This is a genomic window from Streptomyces sp. NPDC002206, from assembly GCF_053593595.1.
Genome location: NZ_JBSFCW010000011.1, coordinates 138203 through 152659, shown reverse-complemented (window position 1 = coordinate 152659; position 14457 = coordinate 138203). Strand labels below are relative to the sequence as shown.

Genomic DNA, 14457 nt, shown 5'->3' with positions numbered 1-14457 from the left:
TCAGCGCACCGACGCGGCCGGCGGGCGTTCGCGCAGGGCGCCATAGGCGAGGAAGTACGCCGGCAGGCGGTTCAGCCACCGTGAGGTCGTGATGAGCTCACTCAGCCGCTGGGCGCGCTTCCGGCTGCCGAACGGCGGGCGGCCCGACAGGACCGGTTCGAGGACATTCGTGTGGGCGAAGCGCTGCAGGGCCTGCGTCGCGGCGGTGGTCGGCCGGCGGCGGCACTGGATGCGGCGGACGGTCCGCAGGTCGACCGCGCCCGCGCGCAGCGGTTCGACGAGATACCGGGCGGCGGCCACCGCGTCCTCGACGGCGAGGTTGATGCCGATGCCGAAGACCGGTGACATCGCGTGTGCCGCGTCGCCGATGCACAGCAGTCCCGGGCGGTGCCAGCGCCGTAGGCGGTCGAGCCGTACGTCGAGCAGCTTCACGTCGTCCCATGACCCGAGCGCGTGCACCCGGTCCGCGAGCCAGGGGACGGCAGCCGTGAATTCGCCCATGAACCGGTCGAGACCGGCGGCGCGACGCTGGGTGTCGGTTCCCTTGGGGATCAGTGCGGCGCACTGCCAGTAGTCCCCGCGGTCGATCATGGCGCTGAAGAACCGGTCGCCGACACCTCCCACGAGCCCGTGCGGGTCGTCCTCACGCCGCGGCAGCCGGAACCACCAGGCATCCATCGGGCAGGTGAACTTCCGCAGTCCCAGTTCGGGCAACGCCCTGGCCAGCGAGGACCGGCCGTCGCAGGCCACGGTGAGGGTGGCTCGCAGCTCACCGGTACGGCCGTCGGACGTGCGGTACCGGACCCCCGTGACCCTCCCCCGAGCTCTCGGCTTCGCTCGACCAGGGGGAACCCCCGTGCGCTCCATGAGGAAGGCGGTCGCCTCGGTATTCATCCGCACGGAGAAGGACGGCTCCCGCCCGGCCTCGTCCACGAGGAGGTTGAGCAGATCCCACTGGGGCACCATCGCGATGTAGTTGTACTTGCCCCGCAGCGCGCCGATGTTTCCGACGGTGACCAGCGAACGGTCCGGGCCGAGCGGCAGCTGGACGGTCGTCACCCGCCGCTGCGGCAGCCGGCTGAATCGCTCGGCCAGCCCCAGGTCCTCCAGCAGCGCCAGGGTGGACGGATGCACGGTGTCACCTCGGAAGTCGCGCAGGAAGTCGCCGTGCTTCTCCAGGACCGTGACCGCCACCCCCGCCCGGGCCAGCAGCAGCCCGAGGACCATACCGGCGGGGCCGCCTCCCACCACGCAGCACGTGGTCCGCTCCATCGCCACCGCTCCCTTCGGCGAAATCCCGGGGTCAGTCATATCGGTAGATATACCCTCAGTTCTTACAAGTCCCCACTAAAGGGTCGCAATGTATCCCTGGAGGCATCATGAGCCAGCAGCCGGTCCTTCTGCCCTACGGCGACCCGGCCTTCGTCGCGGATCCCTTCCCGCTCTTCCGGCAGTTGCGCGAGGAGGGCCCGGTGCGCCGTGCCGTGATCGCCGGCGGCCTGGAGGCGTGGCTGGTCACGCGGTACGACGACGGTCTCGCGGCCCTGGCGGACCCCCGGTTGAGCAGCGACGTCCGTGACGCGTCGGATCCCCGGCTGCTGCGGCAGCTGCCCGTGACGGAACGCGAGTCGATGATCAGCAACATGCTCCGCTCCGACCCGCCCGACCACACCCGCCTGCGCCGTCTGGTCTCCAGGGCGTTCACGGCGCGCCGGGTGTCCGAGCTGCGGCCCCGTATCCAGGAGATCAGCGACCGGCTGCTCGACACGGTCGCGCCGACCGGCCGGGCCGAGCTCGTCGCGGACTTCGCGCTTCCGCTGCCGGTCACCGTGATCAGCGAACTGCTCGGCGTGCCCATGGAGGACCGGTACGACTTCCAGCGGTGGACGGACGACATGCTCCTGCGAGGGGCGGAACCTCCGGACCCGGCACTCGTGGACGAGTCATGGCAGCGGATGCACGCGTACCTGACCAAGCTCCTGGAAGCCAAACGGGCCCGGCCCGGGGACGATCTGCTCGGCGCGCTGATCACCGCCAGGGACGAGGAGCAGCAGCTGAACGAGGACGAGCTGATCGCCATGTCGTTCCTGCTGCTGGTGGCGGGATACATCACCACCGTCAACCTGATCGGCGGCGGCATCGCGGCGCTGCTCGCCCACCCCTGTCAGCTCGAGATGCTGCGGGACGACCCGGCGCTGCTGCCGGGCGCGATCGAGGAATTCCTGCGCTACGACGGACCGGTCAACCCCGGCATCGCCCGGTTCGCGCGCGAGGACGTCGAGATCGCGGGCGTGAGCATCCCGTGCGGCGCGACCGTGCTGATCGCCTCCGCCATCGCGGACCGCGACCCGGCACGGTTCTCCGATCCGGACCGGCTGGACATCACCCGGCGGGACACCGCCCACCTTGCGTTCGGGCACGGCATCCACTACTGCCTGGGAGCACCGCTGGCCAGACTGGAGGGTCAGATCGCCATCGGAACCGCCCTGCGCCGCCTCCCGGACCTCGCGCTGGCCGTGCCACCGGGCGAGTTGCGCTGGCGGCCGGGTGGGCTGCGCGGCCCCGAGCGTCTGCCCGTCACCTTCGCCTCCGGCGGCGCCGGCTGAGAGCGCCGGAATCCGAGAGCGTTCCGGCGCACAAACCCTTCGCCCCCTCTCTCGGCACCACCTCAGCAGCGGCATGGTGCGAGCGAGGGCGACCGGAGACGGCCGCCTGTTACTCCTGCGCGGCTGCGAGTTCGCGCACCGTGGCCATGTCGCTGAACGGAATCAGCTGTTCACCGACGATCTGGTACGGCTCACTGCCCTTCCCCGCAACCAGGACGATGTCATCCGGACCGGCGGCGGACAGGGCGAAGGCGATGGCCCGGCGGCGGTCTGCGAACCTCTCGAACCGGGTGCCGGTGGCCACGAGGCCCGGCGTGATCTGGTCCATGATCGCCTCGGGGTCCTCGTTCCGTGGGTTGTCCGAGGTGAGGACACACAGATCGGAGTGGGTTCCGGCGATCTCGCCCATCTGCGCGCGCTTGGTGGCGTCCCGGTCGCCCCCGCAGCCGAACACGGTGATGACCCGGCCCGGCGCGAAGTCCCGGATGGCGGAGAGCACCTTGTCCAGGGAGTCGGGAGAGTGGGCGTAGTCCACGATCACGGACGAACCGTGGGGGGTCTCGAAGCGTTCGAGCCGCCCGGGGACCGGGGGCATCCGGTCGAGTGCGGCAACCAGACCCGCCAGGTCGTGCCCCAGGAGGTGGCAGGCCGCTACGGCGGCCAGCGCATTGGCCACCGAGAACCGGCCGGGCACCGGGATCGCCGCGGGGTACTTGCTTCCCGCGTGGTGGAGGGTGAAGCGCGTACCGAAGGCGTTCATGCTCAGGTCCGTCGCCCGGTAGTCGGCCTCCGCGTCGATGCCGTACGTGGTGACCGGGCCCGGCATGATCCGCCCGATCCCGGCCCCCACGGGGTCGTCGGCGTTGACCACTGCGAGCCGGCAAAGCCCCTGGAAGAGGCGGAGCTTGGCGTCGCGGTAGTTCTCCATGGTGCCGTGGTCGTCCAGATGGTCCTGCGTGAGGTTGGTGAAGATCCCCACGTCGATGAACGCACGGTCCACCCGGTGGTTCAGCAGGCCCATCGAGGTGGCCTCCAGGACGACGGTGCCCACCTCGTGGTCGCGCATGTGTCCCAACAGGTACTGGAAGTCCGGCGATTCCGGTGTGGTCAACACCGAGCGCGGCATCGGGATCAGTTCGTCGCCGATGCGGCTGCCCGATGTCCCGATCACGCCCACCTTCGCGCCTTCGGCGATCCTCAGGACGGACTCGACCATGTACGACACCGAGGTCTTCCCGTTGGTGCCGGTCACGGCCACCATGTCCATGTCCTGACCGGGTTCGCCGTAGTAGCGCGAGGTGACGACCGCCGCTGCCACCCGGGTGTCCGGCACTCGGACGACGCATGCCTCGCCCGCCGATGCCCATACTGCCGCCGGGAGATCGGGCGCTGTCCTGTCGACGAGTACCGCCACAGCGCCACGTGCCAGTGCCGAGCCGACGGCCTCGGGCCCCCCTTCCCGGTGACCGGGCACGGCGATGAACAGCGAACCCGGTGAAACGCGATGAGCGTCGAAACAGGCTCCTGCGCTGATCCTCGTATCCGGATCGCCCAGGAGGACCTCGTGATCGTGACCGGCCAGCAACTCCCTCAACTTCATACAGGGTCCTCTCGAAAATGCGGCACGCGCCTTCGGCCGTCGCCGAAGGGGATGCCGACGGCACGCCGAGGAGCTGCGCGAGTGTGGGGTGCTGCGGAACGCACAGCGAAGGGGGTGGAGAAGCGCTCCATGGGCGGAGCGGAAGCGATGGGAGGAGGTGCGGATCAGACGATCGGCACTGAAACCGTGAAGACCGTGAGTGCCTGGCTAGCCGTGACCGTGCAGCGCACGGCAGCGCGCCTTGGGCGCAACAGGGCCCAGCACGTGAGGGGCCTGTCGCGGGCACTCCCTCACTGCGTGTGTGTCGCCCATGGGTGGAGTGTACGTCCCATGGAGGGGCCCTGAATCCGCTCTGCTCGCCTCGACCGGCCGGTCGGTTCGCGTGCGCGTTGCATCGCCGCAGTTCGGTGCGCAGCTCGGGCTGATCGCACACGAGTTGCGAGCCCGACGAAGCGGTGGCAGCGCTCAGCAGGATGCCGTCGATGCGAGTCTTTCGCCGGGCACCCGCTGCGGCGATGCCGGGCGGCACGGCGAAATCCCGGGCGACGAACGCGGAGTCGCGAGCGGCCCTGCTCGGCGGATTCGGCTCGGCCGACATGGTCTGCCAGGTCTGCCGACTCGTCAGCTGTGCCTGTGCTTGAGCGACTCCGGGCATGTCCTGCACGGCTGCCTTCACACATTCATCACCCTTTCGACACCTAGGCATCACGGATTGTGTATGCTCCAGGCGCTCTATCCGCATCACTGGGGGGATTCCTCATGCGCATACGCCATGCCATATCCACTGTCGCCGCTGCCGGAGCCATCGCGGTCGTTGCCGTCGCTCCGGCACAGGCAGCCGAGTACTCGTCGGCGCTGAAGGTCAAGGGTGTCCAGTACGACGCGCCCGGCTCGGACTCCAACAATTGCTCCACCGGGAACACCAAGGACGAGTACCTGACGATCAAGAACTACTCGTCGACGGCGACCATCAATCTCAAGGGCTACGTCGTCAAGGACGCCACCGGCAATCGCTTCACCTTTTCGGCCGGCCACTACCTCCAGCCCGGCGACTACGTAAAGCTGCGGGGCGGCCACGGCACCGACTCCGACGCCAAGAACGTCGTCTACCGCCAGAACTGCAACTTCATCTGGAACAACGACAAGGACACCATCTACCTGTACAAGCCGTCAGGAAGCCGGGCGGACGTCCACTCCTACACCAAGACCGGCTCCGACCCCGACCGCAACGGCTACATCACCTACCACGGCTGACGCACCACTGCTGCCCACCGATGGGAACGGCGGCAGAGAGCGAGTGCTCTGCCGCCGGTTCCCCGGCGGGACGTCCCACTGTCATCCGGTGCTCCGGTCAGCGGCCGGCGGCGCGATTCTCACATCGTCCACTGCGGATCGAGCAGTGTGCTCAGGGGGCGGCGCTGCCGCACCGAGACGATGCCCGGCCCGGTCACCGCGCTTACGGTGGTGAGATGGCAGTGATCAACGGTTGGAAGCGGGAAGCGCGAGCCCGGCCCGGCGCGGTGGACGCGCTGGTGTCGGCCGTGCTGTTCGGGCTGTCGGTTGTGGCTTCTGCTGTTGTGCCGGACGAGCACCGGATCTCGTTCCGGTGGCCAGGCGTGGTGCTGGCGGCGGTCGGCTGCGCGGCGTTGATGTGGCGACGTCGCCACCCGTTCGGCGTACTGGCTGTCGCGGTCGGCTGCGGGGTGGCTTTTCAGGTGCTCGGGTTCCGGGAGAGTCCGCTGGTGTCCAGCCCGGTCGTGGTGTCCCTCTACACCGTGGCCGTGCGCACCGACCGGCGCACCACCTGGACCACGGCGGCTGCCACGGCTGCCGTCCTGGTGGGCGCGGCCTTGGTGTTCGCCCCGGGATCATGGCTGGAGCCGGAGAAGGCGGTGATGCTGGCATGGACGGCTCTGGCGGCCGCCATCGGCGACGCCGTGCGGTCACGCCACGCCTATGTGGCGGCCGTGGAGGAACGGGCGGAACACGCGGAGCGGACCCGTGAGCAGGAGGCGCAGCAGCGGGTGGCGGCCGAGCGGGTCCGGATCGCGCGCGAGCTGCACGACGTCGTCGCGCATCACATCGCCCTGATCAACGCTCAGGCAGGCGTCGCCGTCCATATCGCGGAGCGGCAGCCGGAGCAGACACTCGCCGCCCTGGAGAACATCCGGGACACCAGCCGGTCGGCGCTGGATGAACTGCGTGCGACCGTAGGCCTGTTGCGGCAGACCGGTGACCCGGCGGCGCCACGCGATCCGATGCCGGGCCTGACACAGCTACCGGACCTGCTCGCGTCGTTCGAAGGTGCCGGTCTGGCTGTCAGGCACAGCCAGCGCGGTATCAGCGAACCGCTGGCGCCGGCGGTGGACCTGGCCGCGTACCGCATCGTGCAGGAGGCACTGACCAATGTGCACAAGCACGCTGGTGCTGAGCACGCCCGATTGTTTCTGCATTACCGCCCCGAGTGGCTGACGATCACCGTCGAGGACGACGGATGCGTCGGCCCGCACCACCACCAACCCCGCCAGGGGACCGGCCACGGGCTGATCGGGATGCGCGAGCGGGCTGCCATCGTCGGCGGCACGCTGTACGCGGGAGCCCGCCCGCAGGGCGGCTTCGCTGTGACTGCCGATCTGCCCCTGCGAGCCGCCACGGCAACAGGCAGTCGGGCAGCGGACGGACCGCCGAGGAGAGATGGGTATGACGATCCGCGTACTGCTGGCCGATGACCAGGCCCTGCTTCGGGGCACCTTCCGGATGCTGTTCGATTCTGCGGACGACATGGAGACCGTGGGCGAGGCGTCCAACGGCTGCGAGGCAGTGGAGCTGGCGCATGCGCAGCACCCCGATGTGCTCCTGATGGACATCCGCATGCCCGAGATGGACGGCCTCGCCGCGACGCGGCTGATCAGCGAGTCGGAGGACCTCGCGGGGGTCAAGGTCCTCATCCTGACCACCTTCGAGGACGACGAGTACGTCGCCGAGGCCCTGCGTGCGGGTGCGAGCGGCTTTCTCGGCAAAGGCGCGCGGCCCGAGGAGCTTCTCGACGCTGTCCGCACGGTCGCCGGCGGGGAGGCGCTGCTGTGCCCGTCGGCCGCCCGAGCGCTGATCACGCGATTTCTGATGCAGCCGGAAGCATGCCCGGCGGCCATGCACGAGCGGCTGGCCTGCCTGACGCCACGGGAACGCGATGTCCTGGCACTCGTCGCAATGGGGCTGTCGAACGACGAGATCGCCGATCGCCTGTTCATCAGCCCGCTGACCGCCAAGACCCACGTCAACCGGGCCATGACCAAGCTGGATGCCCGTGACCGTGCCCAGCTCGTAGTCATCGCCTACCAGTGCGGACTGGTGAGCCCGGCGATGGAGCCGAGCGGTCCGTCGACGTCCGTGTAGTCGCCGGTACGGGTACGTGCGGCGTTCTGTCCCAGCCGTAGGCCGATGTACCCAGTACCGCGGACGTGGTAGCCGGGAATCGCTGCACGGGGACGATGTGCGAGGGGCCGGTCACGGGCGAGAGTGAGGTGGTGAACGGAGGTTTCGCCATGATCGAAGCCCACTGCCTTACCAAGAGGTACGGCAGCAAGACAGCCGTCGAGGATTTGTCCTTCACGGTCCGCCCCGGCATCGTGACGGGGTTCCTCGGTCCCAACGGGGCCGGCAAATCCACCACCATGCGGCTGATCCTTGGCCTGGACGCCCCCACCGCCGGGCGTGTCACCGTCAACGGCCGCCCTTACGCACTCCACGAAGCTCCCCTGCACGAGGTCGGGGCGATGCTGGAGGCCCGCGCCACCCACACCGGCCGCACCGCCTACCACCACCTGCTGGCCCTGGCCGCCACGACGGGCATCCCCCGTCGGCGCGTGAACGAGGTCATCGACCTCGTCGGCCTGCGCGAGGTCGCCAACAAAAGGGCGGGCGGTTTCTCCCTGGGCATGGGCCAGCGCCTCGGCATCGCCAGCGCGCTTCTCGGCGACCCCGCCACTGTCATCCTCGACGAGCCGGTCAACGGCCTCGATCCGGAAGGCATCCGGTGGATCCGGAATCTTCTCAAGAGCCTGGCGGGGGAGGGGCGAACGGTGTTCGTCTCGTCGCATTTGATGAGTGAGATGGCGCTCACCGCCGAACATCTTGTCGTCATCGGCCGCGGGCGGCTCATCGCCGACACCTCGGTCGAGGAATTCACCCGCAGCGCGGCCCGCACCGTGGTGCGCGTGCGCTGCCCGGACATCGACCGTTTGAAAGGTCTGCTGGCGGGTCCGGACGTCACCCTCACCACCTGCGCGCCTTACACCTTGGATGTAACCGGCCTGACGAGCGACCAGATCGGCTGCACCGCCGCCGACCACGGGCTCACCCTGCTCGAACTCTCTCCCCAGCGGATCTCCCTGGAGGAGGCATTCATGGAACTGACCCGGGACGCGGTCGAGTACCGCTCCACCACCGCCGGCGAACCGGTCGCAGCAAGGAGCGCGTCATGACCACGATCCTCACGCGCCCGCTCGGCGCGACAGTGCGCCCCGGCAAGGTGACCCTGCTCCGGGTACTCAGGTCCGAATGGATCAAGCTGCGCACCGTGCGCTCCACGTCGATCACCTTGTTGACCGCCGTGGCCGCGATGGTCGGGTTGGGCATGCTGGTCACTCATCTGCGGGCAGGCGACCTCAGCGCGCGGGAACTGGCGCACTTCAACGGAGCCGAGGTCAGCCTGAGCATGTACCGGCCCGCGCAGTTGGCCATCGGTGTCCTCGGCGTCCTGATGTTCACGGGCGAGTACTCCACCGGAATGATCCGCGCCACCCTCACGGCCGTCCCCAGGCGGCTGCCCATGCTGGCGGCCAAGACAGCCGTCTTCACCGGCGTCGTCCTCGTCCTGATGACCGCGGCCTCTTTCGCCGCCTTCTCCGGTGGCCAGGCTGTCCTGTCCTCCGCTCACACTCACCTGTCCACGCATCTCTCCGACCCCGGCGTCACCCGTGTGGTCTTCGGTACCGCCCTCTACCTCACCGTCGTCGGACTGCTCGGCGTCGCCCTGGGTGCCATCATCCGCAGCTCTGAGGGAGCCATTGCCGCACTGGTGGGCATCCTGCTCATCCTGCCCGGACTGGGAGCCCTGCTTCCGGCCGACTGGGCTCAGCACGTCAACCCCTACCTGCCCAGCAATGCCGGGCAAGCCATGCTCTCCGTCGTCCCCGATCCCGCGATGGCCCCCTGGACAGGGCTGTCACTGTTCGCCGGATACGCAGCCGCCCTCCTGGGCGTCGCCGCCTGGCTCCTCAAGCGACGAGACGCCTGACCGGCGCAGCAGGAAGTCGTTGCGGGACCCTGCGGCCCGATCGACCCGCTGCGGACGGAGCCCGCCCACCGCATCCCCGGTCCATGGCCGAACCTTCTGGATCACCATGCTGCTGTTCCTCGCCAGGGCACGAGCCGGTAGCCGAACCCCATCGGACTCGTGCACACATCGAAGGCGACCCACGCCCCTCAGGAACAGCACCACTAACAGACAACATCCGCCGTGGACGTCACCGAGCGATACGCAGGATGACGCCCGCGCCTGAACCCCGTGGCCGCGCCGACCGCGCGGACCCTCCCAGCACGGAGAGGAACCATCATGTTCACCTCGCCCCAGGAATGCCGCACCATCCGTGAGCTGCTCTCCGGATACGCACTCAACGCTCTCGCCCCCGAGGAAGCCGCCCGGGTCTGCGCCCACCTGACCACCTGCCCCGCCTGCCGGGACGAGCACGACTGCCTCGCAGCGGTATCCGCACACCTGCCCATGCTCCGCGACGCTCTGGCCCGAGACATCGGGCGACGGCAGCAGAGGTACGTGCCCGCCCCGGCCGAGGGCTGCCACACCTCACGTCAGCAGCTCCGCCGACGTCGTCCGGCCCGCGCGATATTGGGCACGCCGCTCACGCTCACCCAGTTGCTGAGCAGGATGCGGGCGTCAGGCGAGCCGAGCGAGCGAGCAGGCAGAAATGCCCCGGGCCCCCGGGCAACGGCAGACGGGGCGGCCACGCCTCAGTCTCTCCGCCCGGTGGTCACACCGTGGCCGGCCGCGTCCGGCTGAGGCAGGGGTGCTCGACGGCCCCGTCCGGGCCGCGGGGAACGGTGGAGGCGGTGAGTGCCGCGGTGCCGGGTCCGAGCCGGGCCCACGCGCCAGGCAGCACGAGCACGGCGACGAGCGAGGTCGGAGACGTTCCGTGGGCCCGCAGGAGTGGCCGTCGCCGTCTCCGGCCGGGGAAGTGTTCCGTACGGCCGCCCCGTACACATGTCCCCCCACCGCTTCTCCCTCGACGGGTACGGCGGACTGCCGTTCGGCCGCCTCCAGGTGGCGCGACCGCACAGAACGGCTGCTTGCTGGTCCCAGGGTCCCCCGGGAGAGGAAGCGAGCGCTCATGGAGACGCAGAGGACGAAGAGGCAGGCGCTGCAGACTCCGCGGGCGGCAGGACTGGCCGGGGTCGTCTTCGCGGTACTGCTCGCAGCCGCCATCATCCTGATCCGGCTGGCGATCCCCGAAGGGGCCGGCGCGGTCACGGTCCGAGGGTTCAACGATTCCTCGCGCCGGAACGCGGTGAAGACGGCGCTCGCGCTCGTCCCCTTCGCGGGCATTTTCTTTCTGTGGTTCGTGGGCGTGCTGCGCGCGCACGTCGGGGACGCGGAGGACAAGTTTGTCGCCACCGTCTTCCTGGGCAGCGGTCTGATCTTCGTGGCTTCGATGTTCGGGGCGGCCGCGGCCGCAGCGGGCGTGCTGTCCGTCGGGACTCCGTCCGGGAACGACCCCGGGCTGCCGTCCTGGGACTTCGGCCGCCACTTCGCCTACACGCTGCTGACGGACTACGCGATGCGGATGGCCGCGGTGTTCACGCTCACGACGTCGACCTTGGGGTATCGCCTCGGGATCTTCTCTCGGTGGCTCACCCTGCTGGGCCTCCTCGTCGCCCTGACGCTGCTTTTCGTGGCGTCCGCCATCGCCTGGTCCGAGCTGGTCTTCCCGCTCTGGTCACTGATCGTCAGCATCTACATTCTCGTGGTCAGCCGCGCCCCCGGGCCCGATGGAGCGAAGGCGGCCTGACCGCGCCTGCGGCCCCGAAATTGCGGGCACGCTCACTCCTTCGGCTCGCCTGGGCGAGCGCCGAACCCACCGGTCCTTCGATGCTGGCGTGGGGGAGAAGACCCGCTGTCCGGGCGCCGCCGAGCAGGCGCGGACGGTGCCGGACCAGGCTGCCGGAAGGGGCGGAGCGTCGATGAGGCTTGTCGTCGATCTCAACAAATGTCAGGGATACGCGCAATGTGCTTTCCTCGCGCCCGATGTCTTCGCCATGCACGGCGAAGAGGCGCTCACCTACAACCCACGGGCCGACGAGGAGCAGCGCGAGAACGTGGCGCGGGCCGTCGCGGCGTGCCCCGTCCAGGCCATTCTGGCCGACGCACTGGACGCACCGGGAGAGATGGCTGCCGCGCCGGCCGAGGAGGAGTTCCATGGCCGCTGACGCATTCTTGACGTGGTTCAGGCGCGAGGGCCGGATTGTGATCGTGGGCGCCTCGCCGGCCGGCCTGCGGGCGGCCGAGACGCTCCGCGACGAGGGCTTCGAGGGCTCGCTCACCATGATCGGTGACGAGCCGTACGAGCCGTACGACCGGCCGCCGCTCTCCAAGTCGGTACTGCTGGGCAAGGCGGCGCCGGCCCATACCGAGCTGCCCCGGCGCCGATCGGTGGAAGCGAAGTGGCGACTCGGTGTGGCGGCGACCGGGCTGGACATGGCGGCCAAGCGGGTGCTGCTGGCCGACGGCGACGAGGTGGAGTACGACCGGCTGCTCATCGCGACCGGTGTACGGGCCAGGCCGTGGCCGCGCCAGGCGGAGGCCGAGCTGGACGGCGTTTTCGTCCTGCGGACGCGTGACGACGCGGCCGGGCTGCAGCGGCGGCTGATGGCCTCGCCCCGCAGGGTGTTCGTGATCGGCGCCGGCTTCACCGGCTCGGAGATCGCGTCCGCCTGCCGCGCGCGTGATCTCCGTATCCGCTGTACGCGGAACTCCGCAAGACCCCGGTGTTGCAGGAAGAGGACGGCGGCCCGTTCGTCATCAGCACGTACTGGGACATCCAGAGCCTGCTCCACGACCCGCGGATCAGCTCCGACGCCTCCAATCTCACCGCGCACGGCGGCGACGAGTTGACCGAGCAGGAGGAGGAGACGGCTCTGCCGCCCAGCTTCCTGCGGCTCGACCCTCCGGAGCACGACCGGCTGCGTCGGATGACGAACCGTCCGTTCGGTCCACCGCACAGCCCCCGACGTGTCCACGACATGCGTGGCGAGCTCGCCGGGATCGTCTCGGACCTGATCGCCGGCTTCGGGGACACGGACCGGATCGATGTGGTCGACCAGTTCTCGTACCCCTTTCCCGTGACCGTGATCTGCCGGCTGCTCGGGGTGCCGCGGGAGGACGAGGCGCGCTTCCACTCGTGGGCGGACACCATCGCCGCCGGCCTGGACCCGGTTCCGGGCGACGACCCCACCGAGCGGAACCGCGTCACGCACGAGGCCAGGATGCAACTGGGCATGTATCTGGCCGGGCTGGTCGAGGAGCGCCGCAAGACACCCGGTGACGACATGCTCTCCGAGCTGGTGACCAGCCATGGACCGGACGGTCCGATGACGACGATGGAGGTGCTCAGCACCGCTGCCCTGCTGCTGATCGCCGGCCATGAGACGACGGTCAACCTGATCACCAACGGGATGCTCACCCTGCTGCGTCACCCGGATGTCCTTCAGCGGCTCCGGGACGATCCGCGCCTCGCCGTCGACATCGTCGAGGAACTGCTGCGTTACGAGCCGCCGGTGCAGTTGGTGCCGCAGCGCACGTGCATCGCGGACATCGCGGTCCGCGGGGTCACCATCCCTAAGGGCTCGTCGATCTGGCTCGTCCTGGCCGCCGGAAACCGGGACCCGGAGCGTTTCAAGGACCCCGAGCGGTTCGACCCGGACCGCCAGGACATCCAGCACCTCGGCTTCGGCAGCGGCATCCACAGTTGCTTCGGCGCACCGCTCGCCCGGCTGGAGGCGCAGTTCGCCCTGACCGAGCTGGCCCGCAGGCTCGACAACCCCCGTCTGGTGGAGGACCCACCCCCTTACCGGCAGAACGCGGTCCTGCGCGGCCCCCGCCATCTGAACATCACGTTCGACGGCCTGCGCCCCCAGCAGGGCCGAATCGACGCGTCGACAGCTGTACACGGTGGGTCCTGGGAGTGAGTAGTTCGCACCTACGCACACGCCTTTTTGACGGTCCGTCATGAGACGGTACGAAGATGACGTCATCATCGGAACTCGACGGAAGGGCGGCCCTGGTCACCGGTGCCTCCCGGGGGATCGGCCTCGCCACGGCGCAGGCCCTGGGCGCGGCGGGAGCGATGGTCTGCATCACCGCACGCGACCCCGCGGGAGTGGACGTGGCCGTGGACCGGCTCGCCGCCACCGGCGTCACGGCGGTCGGCTGCGCCGGCTCGGTCGCGGATCCCGCGCACCTGGCGGCGTGCGCGGATCTCGCGGTGCGGGAGTTCGGCCGGCTCGACATCCTCGTCAACAACGCAGGGACCAATGCCCCGTTCGGCCCGTTGATGGAGGCGGAGCCCGAGGTCTGGCGCGACGCCTTTGCCGTGAACGTGGAGGCGCCGCTGCGCCTGATCCAGCTCGCCTGGCGGGCATGGATGCGCGAGCACGGCGGCGCAGTCGTCAACATCTGCACCGAGGGCACACACGGCGTGGGGCCGCAGGTCGGTGCGTACGGCACGAGCAAGGCGGCCCTGCTGCATCTGACCCGCCAGCTCGCCGGTGAGCCGGCGCCCGGCCTACGGGTGAACGCCGTCTCGCCGGGGCTGGTGCGCACCGAGATGGCGCGATTCGTGTGGGAGCGGGACGAGGAGAGGATCGCCCGGAGCCTGCCCCTGGCCCGGATCGGCGAGCCAAATGACGTGGCGCGTGCGGTGCTGTGGCTGGTCTCCGACGAGGCGGACTGGGTCACCGGCACGGACCTGCTCGTCGACGGCGGCACGAGGGTGCGAGCGGCCGGCCGGGCCGGCTCCGGCGTGCCCACGGATGCCGTACGCGACGTTCTGGCGCGTACGAACCCACGGAGCAGCACGTAGGCGCCGACACCGGCCGGCCCGGATGCGGAGTGGTGAAGCGCCGGCCCACGCTGTGCGGCGATGTGGCGGAGCCCGGCCGCAGGTGCGCGGACCGACG

The 14457-nt window shown here is 69.7% G+C and carries 13 protein-coding genes and 1 pseudogene; 12 read left to right on the top strand and 2 right to left on the bottom strand.

The genetic code is table 11. The annotated features are described in order from the left end of the window. Entirely contained in the window at positions 1 to 1272 is a 1272-nt protein-coding gene (locus ACWCP8_RS21915; RefSeq protein ID WP_352268224.1) for an FAD-dependent oxidoreductase, read from the bottom strand. A 107-nt stretch (positions 1273 to 1379) separates the two neighbouring features. Here ACWCP8_RS21915 and ACWCP8_RS21910 point away from each other — a divergent pair, with 107 nt between their 5' ends. Next, on the top strand, positions 1380 to 2606 hold the full coding sequence (locus tag ACWCP8_RS21910; RefSeq protein ID WP_451117573.1) for a cytochrome P450 family protein: 1227 nt from the start codon (positions 1380 to 1382) through the stop codon (positions 2604 to 2606). Between the two features lie 109 nt (positions 2607 to 2715). On the opposite strand, the gene ACWCP8_RS21905 is transcribed toward ACWCP8_RS21910, so the two are convergent. Continuing rightward, positions 2716 to 4206, bottom strand: a complete 1491-nt coding sequence (locus ACWCP8_RS21905) for a UDP-N-acetylmuramoyl-L-alanyl-D-glutamate--2,6-diaminopimelate ligase (RefSeq protein WP_356001627.1) — start codon at positions 4204 to 4206, stop codon at positions 2716 to 2718. A gap of 759 nt (positions 4207 to 4965) precedes the next feature. Here ACWCP8_RS21905 and ACWCP8_RS21900 point away from each other — a divergent pair. The 11 genes and pseudogenes from ACWCP8_RS21900 to ACWCP8_RS21850 all read left to right on the top strand — a co-directional run bounded on the left by ACWCP8_RS21900 (position 4966) and on the right by ACWCP8_RS21850 (position 14360). Beyond that, the gene (locus tag ACWCP8_RS21900) at positions 4966 to 5460 is read left to right on the top strand and encodes a lamin tail domain-containing protein (protein ID WP_352268221.1); all 495 of its coding nucleotides are present in this window, start codon (positions 4966 to 4968) and stop codon (positions 5458 to 5460) included. A 215-nt stretch (positions 5461 to 5675) separates the two neighbouring features. Then, complete coding sequence (locus ACWCP8_RS21895; protein ID WP_451117570.1) at positions 5676 to 6935, top strand: sensor histidine kinase; 1260 nt, start codon at positions 5676 to 5678, stop codon at positions 6933 to 6935. Beyond that, positions 6907 to 7602, top strand: coding sequence for a response regulator transcription factor (locus tag ACWCP8_RS21890; protein ID WP_352268218.1), 696 nt, complete (start codon positions 6907 to 6909; stop codon positions 7600 to 7602). Before ACWCP8_RS21895 ends, ACWCP8_RS21890 begins: the two co-directional genes overlap by 29 nt. Before the next feature lie 149 nt (positions 7603 to 7751). Continuing rightward, positions 7752 to 8690 (top strand): ATP-binding cassette domain-containing protein, encoded by a 939-nt coding sequence (locus ACWCP8_RS21885; RefSeq protein ID WP_352268217.1) that lies wholly within the window; start codon positions 7752 to 7754, stop codon positions 8688 to 8690. Then, complete coding sequence (locus ACWCP8_RS21880) at positions 8687 to 9505, top strand: ABC transporter permease (RefSeq protein WP_352268216.1); 819 nt, start codon at positions 8687 to 8689, stop codon at positions 9503 to 9505. The genes ACWCP8_RS21885 and ACWCP8_RS21880 overlap by 4 nt, the downstream gene beginning before the upstream one ends. Positions 9506 to 9823: 318 nt before the next feature. Next, positions 9824 to 10285 (top strand): zf-HC2 domain-containing protein, encoded by a 462-nt coding sequence (locus tag ACWCP8_RS21875; protein WP_352268215.1) that lies wholly within the window; start codon positions 9824 to 9826, stop codon positions 10283 to 10285. 328 nt (positions 10286 to 10613) lie between these two features. Next, positions 10614 to 11291, top strand: a complete 678-nt coding sequence (locus ACWCP8_RS21870; protein WP_352268214.1) for a hypothetical protein — start codon at positions 10614 to 10616, stop codon at positions 11289 to 11291. Positions 11292 to 11463: 172 nt separating this feature from the next. Then, positions 11464 to 11709, top strand: coding sequence for a ferredoxin (locus ACWCP8_RS21865; RefSeq protein ID WP_352268243.1), 246 nt, complete (start codon positions 11464 to 11466; stop codon positions 11707 to 11709). Further along, positions 11699 to 12265: pseudogene (locus tag ACWCP8_RS21860) on the top strand (FAD-dependent oxidoreductase); the annotation flags it as partial. The gene ACWCP8_RS21865 and the pseudogene ACWCP8_RS21860, both read left to right, overlap by 11 nt. Positions 12266 to 12270: 5 nt before the next feature. Next, on the top strand, positions 12271 to 13467 hold the full coding sequence (locus tag ACWCP8_RS21855) for a cytochrome P450 (protein ID WP_451117669.1): 1197 nt from the start codon (positions 12271 to 12273) through the stop codon (positions 13465 to 13467). Between the two features lie 56 nt (positions 13468 to 13523). After that, positions 13524 to 14360, top strand: a complete 837-nt coding sequence (locus ACWCP8_RS21850) for an SDR family oxidoreductase (protein WP_451117567.1) — start codon at positions 13524 to 13526, stop codon at positions 14358 to 14360. The last annotated feature ends 97 nt before the right edge of the window (positions 14361 to 14457 follow it).

Coding starts and splice junctions, on each gene's coding strand:
- ACWCP8_RS21910 (WP_451117573.1), top strand. CDS start 1,380: ATGAGCCAGCAGCCGGTCCTTCTGCCCTACGGCGACCCGGCCTTCGTC.
- ACWCP8_RS21915 (WP_352268224.1), bottom strand. CDS start 1,272: ATGGAGCGGACCACGTGCTGCGTGGTGGGAGGCGGCCCCGCCGGTATG.
- ACWCP8_RS21875 (WP_352268215.1), top strand. CDS start 9,824: ATGTTCACCTCGCCCCAGGAATGCCGCACCATCCGTGAGCTGCTCTCC.
- ACWCP8_RS21870 (WP_352268214.1), top strand. CDS start 10,614: ATGGAGACGCAGAGGACGAAGAGGCAGGCGCTGCAGACTCCGCGGGCG.
- ACWCP8_RS21865 (WP_352268243.1), top strand. CDS start 11,464: ATGAGGCTTGTCGTCGATCTCAACAAATGTCAGGGATACGCGCAATGT.
- ACWCP8_RS21885 (WP_352268217.1), top strand. CDS start 7,752: ATGATCGAAGCCCACTGCCTTACCAAGAGGTACGGCAGCAAGACAGCC.
- ACWCP8_RS21850 (WP_451117567.1), top strand. CDS start 13,524: ATGACGTCATCATCGGAACTCGACGGAAGGGCGGCCCTGGTCACCGGT.
- ACWCP8_RS21900 (WP_352268221.1), top strand. CDS start 4,966: ATGCGCATACGCCATGCCATATCCACTGTCGCCGCTGCCGGAGCCATC.
- ACWCP8_RS21880 (WP_352268216.1), top strand. CDS start 8,687: ATGACCACGATCCTCACGCGCCCGCTCGGCGCGACAGTGCGCCCCGGC.
- ACWCP8_RS21895 (WP_451117570.1), top strand. CDS start 5,676: ATGGCAGTGATCAACGGTTGGAAGCGGGAAGCGCGAGCCCGGCCCGGC.
- ACWCP8_RS21905 (WP_356001627.1), bottom strand. CDS start 4,206: ATGAAGTTGAGGGAGTTGCTGGCCGGTCACGATCACGAGGTCCTCCTG.
- ACWCP8_RS21890 (WP_352268218.1), top strand. CDS start 6,907: ATGACGATCCGCGTACTGCTGGCCGATGACCAGGCCCTGCTTCGGGGC.